Here is a 15,407-nt window from a genome sequence, read left to right on the forward strand (position 1 = left end):
CCCCCCCCCCCCCCCCCCCCCCCCCACTTCTCGACCGGCTTCTCGTGGGCCGCTCCCCGCTACGACGCCCCGGGTGCGCCCCGGCACGGCCCTGACGACTCCCCCGACATTTCCCCTGGCACGCTCCCCCGCCGCACCGTGATGATGAGGGCATGACCGCCCCCTCCCCACGCCCCCTGCCCGCCGGCTACCGCTTCGCCCCGCTCACCGAGGCCGACAAGCGCGCCCTCCTCGACGTGGACACGTGGGCTTTCCCGTCCGAGGTCGACCTCGACGAGCAGGTCGGGCTCCCGCTGCCCCTGACCTGGTCGCGGACGTTCGGCGTGGTGAGCGAGCACCAGGACGCCGACGCCGTCCCGCTCGACGGCGCCGTCCCGACCGTGAGCGAGCTCGCGGCCATGCATTCCTCGTACCCGTTCTCCCAGTTCCCCGTGCCGGGCGGGACGCTGCCCGTGAGCGGCCTGACCTGGGTGGGCGTGCACCCGCAGCACCGGCGCCGGGGCATCCTCAGCGCCATGATCGACCTCCACTTCGAGGAGGCCCGGGCCGCGGGCGAGCCCGTCTCGGCGCTCTTCGCTGCCGAGGCCCCGATCTACGGGCGGTTCGGCTACGGACAGGCCGCGCAGGACCTGCGCCTGACCATCCCCCGGGGCGCAGCCCTGCGCGACGTCCCGGGCGCCGACGAGCACACGGTCCGCATCGAGAAGGCCGACCGCGCCCGGCACGGAGAGCTCGTCGACACCCTGCACCGCGCGGCCGGAGCCGACCCGGGCGGTCACGGCACGGGGATCAACCGGCCCGGCTGGGTCACGCGCGAGACGCCCGAGCTGCAGGAGTCCTGGTGGTCGGACCCGGCCGTGTTCCGCCGTGGCCGCGAGTCCGAGCGCATCGTCGTGGTCGAGCGCGACGGGGAGCCACGCGGCTACGCGACCTTCCGCCGCAAGCTCGCGTGGGAGACCACGGGTCCGCGCGGCACCGTCAGCACGGGTGAGGTCGTCGCGCTCGACGCGGCTGCCGCCCGAGCACTGTGGGGCGTCCTGACGGACCTCGATCTCACGAGCGAGATCGAGCCGTTCATGATCCCGGTCGACGACGCCATCACCCACCTCCTGGTCAACCCGCGGGCAGCCGCGGGGCGGGTGGCCGACAACCTGTGGGTCCGTGTGCTCGACGTCCCCGTGGCCCTCGCCGGACGGCAGTACGCGGGGGACGTCGACGTCGTCCTGCACGTGAGCGACGAGCGGGTCCCGGACAACGCGGGCCACTGGCGACTGCGCGCCACGGCGTTCGGCGAGGCGACGTGCGAGCGCACCGACGACCCCGCCGACGTGTCGCTCGACGTGCGCGAGCTGGGCTCGGCGTTCCTGGGCGGTGTCTCGCTCGTCTCGCTCGCGACAGCCGGGCTCGTCACCGAGCACCGGCCCGGTGCCCTGGCAGCAGCGAGCGCAGCGTTCGGGTGGCCCGTGGCGCCCGTGTCGAGCTGGGTGTTCTGACCGCGACCCGCGTCGAGTGCGTGATTCGGCTGCGACTCACCGGGCGTGTCGCAGCACGATCATGCACTCGACGGCCGGTCGGCCTCGTCCTCCGTCACCGCTGGCACGTCGGGCACCAGTAGAGCTTGCGCGCCGCGAGCTCCTTCATGAGCACGGGCGTCCCGCACACGCGGCACGGCAGGCCGTCGCGGTGGTAGACGTAGAACGCCTGGTCAGCGGGCACCGAGCCCGCCGAGCCGTCGGTGTTCTGCCGCACCGTCCCGGTGCGTACGGGCGCTCCCGGGTGCGCGCCGTCGTCGGGCAGGCGGTCCTGCGGGCGCGTGGTGACGATCGCGCCCGTCGCCGCGCCGTCGCGCATGAGGACGACCAGGTCGTCCCAGACACCCCGCAGCGTCTCCGCGGGCACGTCCCTGCCCGCCGTGAGCGGGTCCAGGCCCGCACGGAAGAGCACCTCGGCGCGGTAGATGTTGCCCACCCCGGCGATGACGTCCTGGTTCATGAGGAGCTGCCCGACGCTCGTGCGCGAGCGGCGCACGGCCGCCACGAAGCGGTCGGGGCCGCCGGCCGGAGCGGGGTCGTCGCGGATCGGGTCCGGCCCCAGGCGCGCCTCGACCGCGCGCACCTCGTCCGCGGACACCACCTCGCACGCCGTGGGTCCGGTCAGGTCCGCGACCGCGTGGGCCCCGACCAGCCGCACGCGCACGGCCCCGCGCGGCGCAGGAGGCGTCCACGCTTCCTCGCCCTGCGGGGCGAGGGGCTCGAGGGGCCCGGCGGGGATCGAGTCGCGCTCGCCGATGCGCTTGCGGGGCGCACCGATCGCGTGCACGACGGCGGAGCTCCCGTCGCCCGCGAACGTCCAGGCCCCGTAGAGCCCCAGGTGGACGCGGAGCCAGCGCAGGTCGTCGTCGGGCGGGACGCTGGGCGCACCGCCCGGCTCCGGGCGCGCCGAAGCGTCGGCGAAGCCCAGGAAGAGCTGCTTGCCCCAGGCCCGCGAGGCGACCAGGCGGGACCCGTCGAGCAGCGCGGCCCCGGCCGTGAAACGCCCCTGCGGGCTCGAGACGGCCAGGACCTGCCCCGCGAAGAGCTCGGCGAACGTCCGCGCGAGGCGGTGGACGGTGTGCCCCTCAGGCACGGGGCACCCCGCCGACCCGCACGCGGAGCGTGGTCAGGCCCGACCTCACGCCTGGTGGCGCGAGGCCTCGTACGCGGCCAGCTGGTCGATGCGACGCTGGTGGCGTGCGTCGCCGCTGAACGGCTCGGCGAGGAACGCGTCGATGAACGACGTGGCCTCCTCGACCGTGTGCTGACGCCCGCCGACCGAGATGACGTTGGCGTCGTTGTGCTGGCGGGCCAGCTTCGCGGTGTCGAGGTTCCAGGCCAGGGCGGCGCGCACGCCGTCGACCTTGTTGGCGGCGATCTGCTCGCCGTTGCCCGAGCCGCCGATCACGACGCCGAGGCTCCCGGGCTCCGCGACGACGGCCTCGCCGGCCGCGATGCAGAACGACGGGTAGTCGTCGAGGGCGTCGTACTCGTGGGCGCCGTGGTCCACGACGTCGTGGCCCGAGCTCTTGAGGTGCGTGACGAGGTGAGCCTTGAGCTCGTACCCCGCGTGGTCCGCTGCAATGTGAACGCGCATGGCCCCCATCATCCCCGATCCTGCCCCCGGATGCGTTCGCGCTCGCATAACCTGAGACGCATGACACAGACCTCACCACACGTCGAGGGCCAGACGGCGGGCACCACCGGCACCCCGACCTCCGGTATCGACCTGTCCGCGATCGACCCGGCCGTCCGTCCGCAGGACGACCTGTACCGGCACGTCAACGGCAGGTGGATCGAGTCCCACGAGATCCCCGCCGACCGCTCGATGGACGGCTCGTTCCGCGCGCTGCACGACCAGGCCGAGGAGCACGTCCGCGAGATCATCAAGGACGCCGCGGCCGCGGTCGAGGCCGGTGACGCCACGGGCGTCCAGGCCCAGATCGGCGCGCTCTTCGCGAGCTTCATGGACACCGGCACGATCGAGGCGCGCGGCGTCACCCCGCTCGCCCCGGACCTCGCCCTGCTCGCGGCTGCGACGACCCAGGCCGAGCTGACGGGCGCGCTCGGCGCGCTCCAGCGCACGGGCGGTGCCGGCGCGTTCGGGTTCTGGGTCGACAACGACGCCAAGGACCCCGAGAAGTACGTCGCATATCTCTACCAGGGCGGCCTGGGTCTGCCCGACGAGGCGTACTACCGCGAGGACCAGTACGCGGACGTGCGTGCCAAGTACGTCCCCCACGTCGCACGCATGCTGACCCTCGCGGGCGTCACGGTGGACACGTGGGGCGCGTCCCCCGAGGAGGCCGCCGAGCGCGTGCTCGCGCTCGAGACCCAGCTCGCGGCCCACCACTGGGACGTGGTGCGCGACCGCGACGCCGACCTCACCTACAACCCCATGACGCTGGGCGCGCTCGCCGAGTCCGCGCCGGGCTTCGACTGGCACGCGTGGGTCCTGGCCCTGGGTGCGCCCGAGGGGTCGCTCGACCACCTCGTGGTCCGCGAGCCGGGCTTCGCGACCGGGTTCGCCGAGCTGTGGCAGTCGGTGCCGCTCGAGGACTGGAAGCTGTGGGCCGTCTACCACCTGGTCTCGGCGCGCGCGCCCTACCTCACGGACGAGCTGGTCGAGGCGAACTTCGACTTCTACGGCCGCACGCTCTCGGGGGCGCAGGAGGTCCGCGAGCGCTGGAAGCGCGGCGTCTCGCTCGTCGAGGGCGCGCTGGGCGAGGCCGTGGGCGCGGTGTACGTCGAGAGGCACTTCCCGCCGGCCCACAAGGCCCGCATGGAGGAGCTCGTCGCCTACCTCGTCGCGGCGTACCGCGAGTCGATCCTGGGGCTCGACTGGATGACCGAGGAGACCAAGGTCAAGGCGCTCGCGAAGCTCGAGGCCTTCACGCCCAAGATCGGGTACCCCGTCAAGTGGCGCGACTACTCGGCCCTCGTGGTCGAGGCCGACGACCTGGTGGGCAACGTCCGCCGGTCCAACGCGTTCGACCAGGACCGCGAGCTGGGCAAGATCGGCAAGCCGCTCGACCGCGACGAGTGGTTCATGACGCCCCAGACGGTCAACGCGTACTACAACCCTGGCATGAACGAGATCGTGTTCCCGGCCGCGATCCTCCAGCCGCCGTTCTTCGACCCCGAGGCCGAGGACGCGGTCAACTACGGCGGGATCGGGGCCGTGATCGGCCACGAGATCGGCCACGGGTTCGACGACCAGGGGTCCAAGTACGACGGCGACGGCCGCCTCGAGGACTGGTGGACGCCCGAGGACCGGGCCGAGTTCGAGATCCGCACCAAGGCGCTCATCGCGCAGTACGACGAGTTCCGCCCGGTCCAGCTGCCCGCTGACGGCCCGCACGTCAACGGCGCGCTGACGATCGGCGAGAACATCGGCGACCTGGGCGGGCTGTCGATCGCGCTCAAGGCCTACCGCATCGCGCTGGGGCGCCCGTTGTCCGAGGCCCCGGTGATCGACGGCCTCACGGGCATCGAGCGCGTGTTCCTCGGCTGGGCCCAGGTGTGGCAGTCGAAGGGCCGGGACGAGGAGGTCGTGCGTCGTCTCGCGACGGACCCGCACTCCCCCAACGAGTTCCGCTGCAACGGCGTGGTGCGCAACCTGGACGAGTTCTACGAGGCGTACGGCGTGACGGAGTCCGACGCGCTGTACCTCGCCCCGGAGGAGCGCGTCCGCATCTGGTGACGGGCCCGGACGCCCGCTGCTCCGGTCCCCGTGGGGGCGGAGCAGCGGGCGTCCGCGGTCGCGCGCCAGGTGATCGGTCGGGCAGACGGACGCGCCCGACGGCGCCGCTCGCCCGGGTGCGTCACGCACCCGGGCGGTGCGACGTCAGAAGGACGAGAGCCCGGCCTTGGCCACGTTGAACCCCTTGCCGGTCTCGCTGTCCGTGCAGCGCATCCCGGTCTTGGAGCTCGTGCACGTGTAGGTCCCGACCGTCTTGGTCTGGTCGTACTCGAGCACGGCCACGTCACCGCCTGCCTTCTGCGGCTGGTCCGCGGCCGGGACGCACGGGATGTCGACACCGTCCGCGGTGAGGGTCACGAGGTAGCCCGTGGTGCCCTTGCACCCCTCGACGGGCGCGGGCTGCGAGGCGAGCTCCGCGATGCCGCACGAGATGCCCAGGTCACCGATCGTGCAGGTGATGTTCTTGCTGGGCGTCGTGACGGTCTCGCCCGCGATCGCGACCGGGGCGTCCTCCGCCTCGGCGGGCGCGTCGGGAGTCGCCGCCGGGGCCTCCGCGACCGTGCCCTGACCGTCGGGCGACTCCGCGTCCTTGCCGCCGCCCGCGAGGCTGATCGCGAAGGCGATGACGATCGCGACGAGGATGACGTCGACGACGATGAACGCGATCCAGCCCGGGCTGAGCCGGCGGCCGCCGCCGGACCCGCTGCCCGTCGCCGGGCCGCTCGGCCGCACCGGGGGCTGCGCGCCCCCACCCGTCTGCGCCTGCTCGGCGTACGCGGGCTGGTAGGGCTGCGCGGCCGGCTGTGGTGCGTAGACCGGCTGCTGGGGAGCGGCCTGCGGCGGATAGGTGGCCTGGCCCTGGTAGACGGGCTGCTGGGCAGCCGCCTGCTGGGCGGCCTGGCCCGAGCCCGGCGCGAACGCGGGCGGCGGCGGCTGGTACGCAGGCTGCTGCTCGTGGACGGGCTGAGCCACGGGAGCGGCGGGCTGGGCCGGCTGGTAGGCCGTGGCCTGCTGGTCCTGACCGTAGCCCGGCTGGGCCGGCGGCTGCTGGTAGGCCGGCGGCTGGTACGCGGGCTGGGCCGGCTGGTAGGCCGTCGCCTGCTGGTCCTGACCGTAGCCCGGCTGAGCCGGCTGGTAGGCCGTGGCCTGCTGGTCCTGACCGTAGCCCGGCTGGGCCGGCGGCTGCTGATAGGCCGGTCGCTGCTGCGCCGGAGGCACGGGCGCCTGGTACGCGGTCGCCTGGCCGTCGCCGTACGACGGTTGCGCGGGCTGGACCGGCTGGTAGGCCGTCGCCTGCTGGTCGGGCGAAGGAGGGGTCGGGTACGTCGCGGGCTGCTGCGCCCCCGGCTGGAAGGCCGGCGGCCGCTGGGCAGGCTCGGAGTGCGGGGGCGGCGGAGGCACGGGGGCGTTGCCGGACATCACAGCTCCTCAGAGGACGGGACCCCGCAGTTTCGGGGCAGAAGTACGCAGCATGGCACGACGATCCTGCGTCGGTCGAACCGCGACCCTGTCCGATGAGTCCGCTATGCACCCCGTGCGAGGTCGGTGCCCCGAGGCACCGGCTCCCTCGAGACCAGGTCAGCGCGCCCGCTCGTCGACCTGCACTCCCGCTCCCGGGCGCCAGGTCTCGGTCCGGACCTCCTCACCGTCCACGGTCGTCAGCACGACGCGCGACAGGTCGATCCAGAAGAGCCGGAACGGCTCGCCCGGCTCCGCCGTCCCCGCGGGTCCGAACCGGCGCGCGTCGTCGGCCGAGGAACCACGGGCGGTCCCGTCGATCTTCACGTCCCCGCTGGTCATCGTGCCGTCGCCCGGGTTCGAGTGCAGCACGAACCGCGGGTCGAGGCGCAGGTCCATCGACTTGCCCGAGCGCGACGACGAACCGATCCACGCCTCGTCGCGGGCGAAACCGACCTCGGTGCCGCTGACGCGCGGCGACCCGGTGAGCGTCCGGGTCGCGAGGACGTGCTGCGCGGTCGCCTCGAAACGGGCGCGCACCCGCCGGGCAAGATCGGGGGCGTCGTCGACGAACTGCTTCCAGGAGGCCATGCCGCGATCCTTCCACGTCGGCAGTCGACCGCCGGGCCGGTCCAGGACGACGCCGGCGCGCCTCCGGCCGGGCCGGGGACGCGCCGTCGGGCGTGCGTGCCCGTCAGTCGAAGACCGGGCCCTGCGTGCGCGTGCGCTTGAGCTCGAAGAAGCCGGGCGTCGAGGCGACCAGGACGCACCCGTCCCACAGCCGCCCCGCGTCCTCGCCCTTGGGCGCGGGCGTGACGACCGGACCGAAGAACGCGACGTCGCCGAAAGCGACCACGGGCGTCCCCACGTCCTCGCCCACGCGCGAGATGCCCTCGGCGTGCGAGGCGCGCAGCTCGGCGTCGTAGCGGTCGCTCGTCGCGTGCTCGGCGAGCGAGGCGGGCAGGCCGACCTCGGCGAGCGACTCGGCGATCACGGCGTCGAAGTCGCTGCGCCCGCCCGGGTGCAGGCGCGTGCCGATCGCGTCGTAGAGCGGCTTGACGACGTCGTCGCCGTGCTCCTGCTGCGCCGCGATCACGACCCGGACCGGGCCCCAGCCGCGCTCCATGAGGTCCTGGTACTTCTCCGGCAGCTCGCGGCCCTCGTTGAGGACCGACAGGCTCATGACGTGCCAGCGCACGCTCACGTCGCGGACCGTGGAGACCTCGTCCATCCACCGGCTCGTCATCCAGGCCCAGGGGCAGAGCGGGTCGAACCAGAAGTCGGCGGTACGCACGGGGGCGTCGGTCTCGCGCAGGTCGTCAGCGATGTCCGACGTCGTCACAGCAGTCACGTGGTCAGGTCTCCTCGGTGGTTCGAAGGTCGGGTGGAGGCAGGACGGACCCGCTCCCCGAGTGCTCAACGTCACGGACCCCGCACACATTCCTGCAGGCCAGGAGGTCCTCGCAAAGTCCGCGACCGGCAGGTCGCCGCGTGGGAGAATCGTCGTGGCCTACCGGCCAGCCCGATCCGTACTGAGGAGATGTTGTGCCCGGAGAGAACCTCACCCGCGCCGAAGCCGCCGAGCGCGCTGGTGTCGTCACCGTCCGTTCCTACGAGGTCGCGCTCGACCTCACGACCGGACCCACGACGTTCGGCTCGACCACGGTGGTGCGGTTCGCCGCGACCCCCGGGGCGAGCACCTTCATCGACCTGATCGCACCGACGGTCCACGAGATCACCCTCAACGGTGAGGCTCTCGACGTCGCCCAGGTCTTCGCGGACTCCCGCATCCAGCTGACGGGCCTCGCCGCCGAGAACGAGCTCCGCGTCGTCGCGGACGCCGCGTACACCAACTCGGGCGAGGGCCTGCACCGCTTCGTCGACCCGGTCGACGGCGAGGTCTACCTGTACAGCCAGTTCGAGGTCCCCGACTCGCGCCGCGTGTTCGCCGCGTTCGAGCAGCCCGACCTCAAGGCCACGTTCCAGTTCACGGTCACCGCGCCGTCCGCCTGGCAGGTCGTGTCGAACTCCCCCACGCCCGAGCCCGTCCCCGCGACGCACGCGACCGACTCCACGGTCGACGCCTCGACGTGGACGTTCGAGCCCACGCAGGTCATCTCGACCTACATCACCGCGATCGTGGCTGGCCCCTACGTGGTCGAGCGCTCCGAGCTGACCTCGTCGGACGGCCGCGTGATCCCGCTCGGCGTGTTCGCGCGCAAGTCCCTCGCGCCGCACCTGGACGCCGACTACATCTTCGAGAAGACCCGCCAGGGCTTCGCCTTCTTCGAGGAGAAGTTCGACTACCCGTACCCGTTCGCCAAGTACGACCAGCTCTTCGTGCCCGAGTTCAACGCCGGGGCCATGGAGAACGCGGGCGCCGTGACGTTCACCGAGACCTACGTCTTCCGCTCCAAGGTGACCGACGCGATCAAGGAGCGTCGCGTCGTGACGATCCTGCACGAGCTCGCGCACATGTGGTTCGGCGACCTGGTCACCATGAAGTGGTGGAACGACCTGTGGCTCAACGAGTCCTTCGCGGAGTGGGCCTCGACGCTCGCGACCGCCGAGGCGACCGAGTGGCACGAGGCCTGGACGACGTTCGCGGCCATGGAGAAGTCCTGGGCGTACCGCCAGGACCAGCTCCCCTCGACGCACCCGATCGTCGCGACGATCAACGACCTCGAGGACGTGCAGGTCAACTTCGACGGCATCACGTACGCCAAGGGCGGCTCGGTCCTCAAGCAGCTCGTCGCCTGGGTCGGCATCGACGCGTTCATGGCCGGCGTGGCCCAGTACTTCAAGAAGCACGAGTACCAGAACACCGAGCTGAGCGACCTGCTCACCGAGCTCGAGGCCACGAGCGGACGCGAGCTCGGCTCGTGGTCCAAGCTGTGGCTCGAGACCGCGGGCGTCAACACCCTGCGCCCCGAGATCGAGCTCGACGCGCACCGACGCATCGTGTCGTTCGCGGTGCTCCAGGAGGCCCCGGCCGACTACCCGACGATCCGCCCGCACCGCCTCGCGATCGGTTTCTACAACGTGGTCGGCGGCAACCTCGTGCGCGAGCACCGCATCGAGATCGACGTCGACGGCGTCCGCACCGAGGTCCCCGAGCTCGCGGGCCTCGACCGTCCGCAGCTCGTGCTGCTCAACGACGACGACCTGGCGTACGCCAAGATCCGTCTCGACGAGTCCTCGCTCGAGGTCGCGATCGAGCACCTCGCGGACATCACGGACCCGCTCGCGCGCTCGCTCGTGTGGGGCTCGGTCTGGGACGCGACGCGCGACGGCGAGACCCCGGCGGGCGAGTACGTGCGCCTGGTCCTCGGCAACATCGCCCGCGAGACCGAGTCCACGACGATCCGCACGACGCTCAACCAGCTCGCGCTGGCCGCGAAGTCGTACGTGACGCCCGGCAAGCAGGCCGCGACGCTCGCGGTCGTGGGCGACGAGCTGTGGCGCCTCGCCCAGTCGGCACAGGCCGGCACCGACGCGCAGTTCCAGTTCGTGAAGTTCTTCGCGCACCTCGCCTCGACCCCGGCTCACGCCGACGCGCTGCGCGGGCTGCTCGACGGGACCGTGACGCTCGAGGGCCTCGAGATCGACACCGACCTGCGCTGGGAGATCCTCGAGGGCCTCGTCCTCCTGGGCCGTGCGGACCAGGCCGAGGTCGACGCCGCACTCGCCCAGGACCACACCGCCACGGGCCAGCAGTCGGCGGCCCGTGCGACCGCGACGGCCCCGACGACGGCGGCCAAGCTCGCCGCGTTCGCGTCGCTCGTGGACTCGGACGAGGCACCCAACGCGATCGTGCGCGCCACGACGCAGGGCTTCCAGCACGTCAACGACCCGGCCGTCCTGGCCCCGCTCGTCGAGAAGTACTTCGCCTCGCTGACCACGCTGTGGGCCGAGCGGAGCTACCACATCGCCGAGACGCTCGTCGTGGGGCTCTACCCCGCGCCGCTCGCGAACGCCGAGCTGCGCGACGCGACGCAGGCCTGGCTCGACTCCCACGCCGACGCCGCCCCCGCGCTGCGTCGTCTGGTCGTCGAGAACCTCGCAGGCGTCGAGCGGGCGCTCGCGGCGCAGGCCGCGGACGTCTGAGGCTGACCCACCGCTGACGACCGACGCCGGGGTGGAGGGGAAGGTTCCCTCCACCCCGGCGTCGGTCGTTCCCGTGCGTGCGCGAGGTAGTAGCAGGGCAGCGTCGAGGGAGAGGGCCGGAACCCTCTCCCTCGGCGTCGGACCACTACCTCGGCAGCAGGATCAGGACAGCGCCTCGCGCATGACCTTCGCGAGCGAGAGCAGCCGAGCGTTGTCGAACAGGTCCTCGAGCAGCACCACGTTGCCGGACGGGTCGCCCAGGGGCACCTTCCAGTTGGGGTACTCCTGGTCCGTGCCGGGCTGGTTCTGCGTGCGTCGCTCCCCCACGGCGTCGGCGAGGGAGACCCCGAGGAGCACCGCGGGCGACTGGGCGACCAGCACGTGCAGGGCCTCGACGAGCTCCCGCTCCGACGGGTCCTCGCCGACGAGCCCGCGCTCGACGAGCAGCGCGACCATCGTGTCCCGCTCCTCGCGCGCCTCACGGCGGACCACGTACGCGGGCTCGGTCAGCAGGCCCAGCCGCTCGCGCAGGTCCACGTGCTCGCCCGCGAGGTATCCGGCGGTCGGCGGCAGGTCGTGGGTCGTGATCGTGGCGAGCGCGAGCCGACGGTACGCCTCAGGAGGCAGCGGGTGCCCGCCCTCCCCCTTCTCGAACCACAAGACCGAGGTGCCGAGGATGCCGCGCTCGGTCAGGTAGTCACGGACCCAGGGCTCGAACACCCCGAGGTCCTCGCCGATCACGACCGCTCCGGCGCGCTGCGCCTCGAGGCACAGGATCCCGATGAGCGCCTCGTGGTCGTAGCGGACGTAGGCTCCCGCGTCGGCGCGCGCCGCTCCCGGGATCCACCAGAGCCGGAACAGCCCGATGATGTGGTCGACCCGGATCGCGCCCGCGTGCCGCAGCACGGTGCGCAGCAGGTCGCGGTACGGCGCGTAGCCGGCCTTGGCGAGCGCCTGCGGGTGCCACGGCGGCTGGGACCAGTTCTGGCCCTGCTGGTTGTACATGTCGGGCGGCGCGCCGACCGTCACGCCCCCGGCGAGAACGCCGCGGTGCGCCCACGCGTCCGCGCCGTGCGGGTGCACGCCCACCGCGAGGTCGTGCATCACACCGATCGACATGCCGGCCTCGCGGGCCGTGCGCTGCGCGACCTCGAGCTGCTCGTCCGCGACCCACTGGAGCCAGCAGTAGAAGTCGACCTGGTCGTCGAGCTGCTCGCGCAGCGCCGCCACCCCGGGGGACGACGGGTCGAGCGCGTACGGCGGCCAGTCCTGGTCACCGAAGTGGTCGGCGAGCGCGCACCACGTCGCGAAGTCCTCGAGCCCCTTGCCCTGCTCGGCGCGGAACGCGTCGAGCGCCGCCTGCCGGGCCGTCGAGCGCGGCGCGGCGAACACGACCTCGAGCGCAGCCTTCTTGGCCTCCCACGCGGCGTCGCGGTCGATCGGCCCGGGGTCGGAGCTGAGGTCGCGGACGGGGTCGAAGGCCCACTCGACGAGCGACCTGTCGGCCGCCGTGAGGTAGCCCGTCTCGCGCACGTCCTCGACGCGGATGTACAGCGGGTTGACGAAGCGCCTGCTCGTGGGCAGGTAGGGCGAGGGCGTCATGGGGGTCCGTGGCTCGGCCGCGGCCAGGGGGTTCACGAGCACGAAGTCCGCGCCGGCCCGGTGCGCGCCGAGCCAGGCGAGGTCGGCGAGGTCCGCCAGGTCCCCGACTCCCCACGAGGCGCGCGAGCGCACCGAGTAGAGCTGCGTCATGAGGCCCCAGGCACGACCTCCCGAGCGCAGGGGGTCAGGAAGCTCCAGGCGCTGCGGCGTCACGACGAGCGTCGCGCGGGCCTGCGTCCCGTCGCTCGTCGCGTGGATCTCGTGCCACCCCAGGGGCAGGTCCTCGGGGACGGCGAAGGTCGCTCGACCCACGGCCCGCCCGTCGACCGTGCGGGGCTCGACGTAGTCGTCGACCTGCGGCAGGTCGCGCCGTTCGCGCACCGCAGGTGCCGTCGACCGGTAGCCAGGCGCCTCGGGAGACTCGAGCTCGACCCACACCTCGACCTGCGCACCGTCCGTGACGTGCACGGGGAAGCGCGCGCCGACGCCCTGCCGGACGACGACCGTGGGCGGCAGCATCTGGCGCCAGGTGTCGTCCTCGGAGTGCTCGAGGCTCACGGCGACCTTCTCGGGGGACGAGGCGGGCACCCCGAGCGCCTCGAGCACCGCGACGAGGGTCTGTGCGCTCACGGGGCGACGTTCCCCGTCGAACCCCCAGAAGTCGGGCGCCACTCCGTGGACCGCGGCCAGCTGGACCAGCGGTTCGGGCACGTCGGCCGTGACATGTTGGAGAGCGCTCACGAGGCGATCCTGCCAGAGCACGACCCGCTCGGCAGACCTTCGGCCCGGCGCGGCGTCGCCCCGGCCACCGGGCCGCGCCTGCACCCACCCCCGTGGCGCCCCGTCACAGGTCCCGCACGCCGCCTGCGCAGACCCTGCCCGTGCTCTCCTGGTGAGGCTCGTCACGCGGGGTGCGCGACGCCGTCGGGCGCCCTGCGGGGACCGGTAGCCTGCCGGGATGGCATCACCGACCCCGACCCCCCTCGACGACGTCACTGACAAGATCGCCGACCAGGCCAACGTCTGGCTCGAGTGGTTCCTCGGTGCTCCCCTCCGGATCATCCTCATCATCGCGATCGGCTCGGTCGCGCTGGCCGTGGTCCGGCGCATCATCGGCAACGTCACCGAGCACATCGCGGACGGCACCCCGATCACCGACCGCCGCGGCATGAAGGGCCTCAAGGGCCTCTCCGAGTCTCCCGTGGGCACCATCCTGGTGCGTGCCAACCCGCTCACGAGCGCCCGCCGCGCACAGCGCGCCCGGACGATCGGGTCGGTCCTGCGCTCGACGGCCAACATCCTGTTCGGGACGACCATCGTCCTCATGGTCCTCACCGAGCTCGGGATGAACATCGCACCGTTCCTCGCCTCGGCGGGCATCGTCGGTGTCGCGCTCGGGTTCGGCGCCCAGAGCCTCGTCAAGGACTTCCTCTCGGGGACCTTCATGCTGCTCGAGGACCAGTACGGCGTGGGCGACTCGGTCGACTTCGGGGTCGTGTCCGGGACCGTCGAGGAGGTCGCGCTGCGCGTGACCAAGGTCCGCGACGGGGACGGCACCCTCTGGTACATCCGCAACGGCGAGATCCTGCGCACGGGCAACAAGTCGCAGGAGTGGGGCCGAGCCTCGGCCGAGGTGCACGTCGCCTACTTCGCGGACCTCGACGAGGTCCAGCGCTGCCTGCGCGAGGCGGGCGAGGAGGTCGCCGCGGACCCCGTCCTGGGGACCTACCTGCTGGAGCAGCCTGCCGTGTCCGGCATCGAGTCCATGAGCCCCGAGGAGCTCGTGCTCAAGGTCAGCGTCAAGACCCAGGCCTCGATGCAGGGCGAGATCTCCCGGGCGCTGCGCAAGGCGGCCCGCGAGCGCCTCGCCGCGGCCCACGTCCCGATGGCCGGGGCCGAGGACCCCTCGACGGTCGAGGCGGACCCCGTCGACCACCTGCTCGTCCCCGCCCACGGGACGCCGCCCGCGCAGGTGTCGGCTCCCGCGAGCGCCACCGCGCCCCGCGACGCGGTGCGTCAGGAACTGCCCCAGGACACCGTCCAGGCGTCACCGCAGGCAGAGCGCTAGCAGAGCGCTCGCCGGGCGCCGGTCGGCCGCCTCAGGACCAGGTCAGGACGGGCTCGCCCGCAGAGACCTGGGTCCCGGGGGGAACCAGGGACGCGAGCAGCCCGGGGTCGCCCTGGAGCGCGATCACGGGGCACACCGTGGACAGCCCGAGCGCGGCCACCCGGGCGGGCTCCCAGGTGATGAGCGTCGCGCCCACCTCGACGCGGTCTCCTGCCTCGACGTGGAGCTGGAACCCCTCACCACCGAGCCTGACCGTGTCGATCCCGAGGTGCACGAGGACCGTGCGCCCCTCGGCGGTCTCGAGCGCGAACGCGTGCGGGAACAGCGACCCGATGGTCCCTGACACCGGCGCCACGACCGTCGAGACCCCGGCCGCGTCCGCCCCGGGCTCGATCGCCAGCCCGGGGCCCACGAACTCCTGGGAGAACACCGGGTCGGGGACCTCCTCGAGCGCTACGACCGTCCCCGCCAGCGGCGCGGTGACCACGAGGCCCGGCCCGTCGTGCGCCGAGCCGGGCCTCGTGGGCCGTGCGTCCTGTCCGCTGCGGGGCATCTGCTCGCGTCAGCGCAGGGTGTCGAGCTCGGCGGCGAGGTTGTCGGCCTCCGGGCCGACGATCACCTGGATGATCCGTCCCGATCGCACCACGCCGAAGGCCCCCGTGGCCTTGAGCCGGGCCTCGTCCACGAGCGTCGGGTTGGTCACCTCGACGCGCAGCCGGGTGATGCAGGGTTCGAGGTCGACGACGTTCTGCTGTCCGCCGAGCGCCTCGAGGATCTGCTGTGCCTTGCTCATGTACGAACTCCTGACTCCTGTGCTGCGGGCGCCGTTGCCTGTGCGAAGGACTGCGGACAGGCCTCTTTCCTCCACCCTAGTCTCAGTCGGCGCTCGGAGGGCGCGGGCGTGCGGGCGATTTCGGCAGGGGACCACGTGCCCGTC

General features: G+C 72.8%; 12 protein-coding genes. 4 read left to right on the forward strand and 8 right to left on the reverse strand.

Annotated features, from left to right (window positions below; translation table 11 throughout):
* Nucleotides 1-152 precede the first annotated feature (152 nt).
* On the forward strand, nt 153-1,493 hold the full coding sequence (locus H9641_RS08925; RefSeq protein WP_191802974.1) for a GNAT family N-acetyltransferase: 1,341 nt from the start codon (nt 153-155) through the stop codon (nt 1,491-1,493).
* Between the two features lie 94 nt (nt 1,494-1,587).
* On the opposite strand, the gene H9641_RS08930 is transcribed toward H9641_RS08925, so the two are convergent.
* Both H9641_RS08930 and H9641_RS08935 read right to left on the reverse strand, forming a co-directional pair.
* Nucleotides 1,588-2,625 (reverse strand): Fpg/Nei family DNA glycosylase, encoded by a 1,038-nt coding sequence (locus H9641_RS08930; RefSeq protein WP_191802976.1) that lies wholly within the window; start codon nt 2,623-2,625, stop codon nt 1,588-1,590.
* Between the two features lie 45 nt (nt 2,626-2,670).
* A complete protein-coding gene (locus H9641_RS08935; RefSeq protein ID WP_056648578.1) occupies nt 2,671-3,129 on the reverse strand; it encodes a ribose-5-phosphate isomerase in 459 nt (152 codons plus the stop codon).
* A 60-nt stretch (nt 3,130-3,189) separates the two neighbouring features.
* Here H9641_RS08935 and H9641_RS08940 point away from each other — a divergent pair, with 60 nt between their 5' ends.
* Nucleotides 3,190-5,235, forward strand: coding sequence for a M13 family metallopeptidase (locus H9641_RS08940; protein ID WP_191802978.1), 2,046 nt, complete (start codon nt 3,190-3,192; stop codon nt 5,233-5,235).
* A gap of 144 nt (nt 5,236-5,379) precedes the next feature.
* Here the strand turns inward: H9641_RS08940 and H9641_RS20460 are convergent, their stop codons facing one another.
* The 3 genes from H9641_RS20460 to H9641_RS08955 form a co-directional block, all read right to left on the reverse strand.
* Nucleotides 5,380-6,654, reverse strand: coding sequence for a hypothetical protein (locus H9641_RS20460; RefSeq protein ID WP_191802979.1), 1,275 nt, complete (start codon nt 6,652-6,654; stop codon nt 5,380-5,382).
* A gap of 159 nt (nt 6,655-6,813) precedes the next feature.
* Nucleotides 6,814-7,284, reverse strand: coding sequence for a pyridoxamine 5'-phosphate oxidase family protein (locus tag H9641_RS08950; protein ID WP_191802981.1), 471 nt, complete (start codon nt 7,282-7,284; stop codon nt 6,814-6,816).
* A gap of 103 nt (nt 7,285-7,387) precedes the next feature.
* Nucleotides 7,388-8,035 (reverse strand): mycothiol-dependent nitroreductase Rv2466c family protein, encoded by a 648-nt coding sequence (locus H9641_RS08955; RefSeq protein ID WP_404821934.1) that lies wholly within the window; start codon nt 8,033-8,035, stop codon nt 7,388-7,390.
* Between the two features lie 203 nt (nt 8,036-8,238).
* Between H9641_RS08955 and pepN the strand changes: the two genes are divergently transcribed.
* Nucleotides 8,239-10,800, forward strand: a complete 2,562-nt coding sequence (gene pepN, locus H9641_RS08960) for an aminopeptidase N (RefSeq protein WP_191802985.1) — start codon at nt 8,239-8,241, stop codon at nt 10,798-10,800.
* 162 nt (nt 10,801-10,962) lie between these two features.
* Here pepN and malQ read toward each other — a convergent pair whose 3' ends face one another.
* Complete coding sequence (malQ, locus tag H9641_RS08965) at nt 10,963-13,143, reverse strand: 4-alpha-glucanotransferase (protein ID WP_318244477.1); 2,181 nt, start codon at nt 13,141-13,143, stop codon at nt 10,963-10,965.
* A gap of 217 nt (nt 13,144-13,360) precedes the next feature.
* Between malQ and H9641_RS08970 the strand changes: the two genes are divergently transcribed.
* Nucleotides 13,361-14,470, forward strand: coding sequence for a mechanosensitive ion channel family protein (locus H9641_RS08970; RefSeq protein ID WP_191802989.1), 1,110 nt, complete (start codon nt 13,361-13,363; stop codon nt 14,468-14,470).
* A gap of 31 nt (nt 14,471-14,501) precedes the next feature.
* Here H9641_RS08970 and H9641_RS08975 read toward each other — a convergent pair whose 3' ends face one another.
* Together H9641_RS08975 and H9641_RS08980 are read right to left on the reverse strand one after the other, a co-directional pair.
* On the reverse strand, nt 14,502-15,023 hold the full coding sequence (locus tag H9641_RS08975; protein WP_191802991.1) for a PTS sugar transporter subunit IIA: 522 nt from the start codon (nt 15,021-15,023) through the stop codon (nt 14,502-14,504).
* A 9-nt stretch (nt 15,024-15,032) separates the two neighbouring features.
* Nucleotides 15,033-15,263, reverse strand: coding sequence for a glucose PTS transporter subunit EIIB (locus H9641_RS08980; RefSeq protein WP_056648565.1), 231 nt, complete (start codon nt 15,261-15,263; stop codon nt 15,033-15,035).
* Nucleotides 15,264-15,407 lie beyond the last annotated feature (144 nt).

Origin of the sequence: Oerskovia merdavium (assembly GCF_014836755.1) — a bacterium.
Lineage (GTDB): Bacteria > Actinomycetota > Actinomycetes > Actinomycetales > Cellulomonadaceae > Oerskovia > Oerskovia merdavium.

Excerpts from the sequence above, each read along its gene's own strand:
- H9641_RS08925 (WP_191802974.1), top strand. The coding sequence starts at position 153 with ATGACCGCCCCCTCCCCACGCCCCCTGCCCGCCGGCTACCGCTTCGCC.
- H9641_RS08935 (WP_056648578.1), bottom strand. The coding sequence starts at position 3,129 with ATGCGCGTTCACATTGCAGCGGACCACGCGGGGTACGAGCTCAAGGCT.
- H9641_RS08940 (WP_191802978.1), top strand. The coding sequence starts at position 3,190 with ATGACACAGACCTCACCACACGTCGAGGGCCAGACGGCGGGCACCACC.
- H9641_RS20460 (WP_191802979.1), bottom strand. The coding sequence starts at position 6,654 with ATGTCCGGCAACGCCCCCGTGCCTCCGCCGCCCCCGCACTCCGAGCCT.
- H9641_RS08950 (WP_191802981.1), bottom strand. The coding sequence starts at position 7,284 with ATGGCCTCCTGGAAGCAGTTCGTCGACGACGCCCCCGATCTTGCCCGG.
- H9641_RS08970 (WP_191802989.1), top strand. The coding sequence starts at position 13,361 with ATGGCATCACCGACCCCGACCCCCCTCGACGACGTCACTGACAAGATC.
- H9641_RS08975 (WP_191802991.1), bottom strand. The coding sequence starts at position 15,023 with ATGCCCCGCAGCGGACAGGACGCACGGCCCACGAGGCCCGGCTCGGCG.
- H9641_RS08980 (WP_056648565.1), bottom strand. The coding sequence starts at position 15,263 with ATGAGCAAGGCACAGCAGATCCTCGAGGCGCTCGGCGGACAGCAGAAC.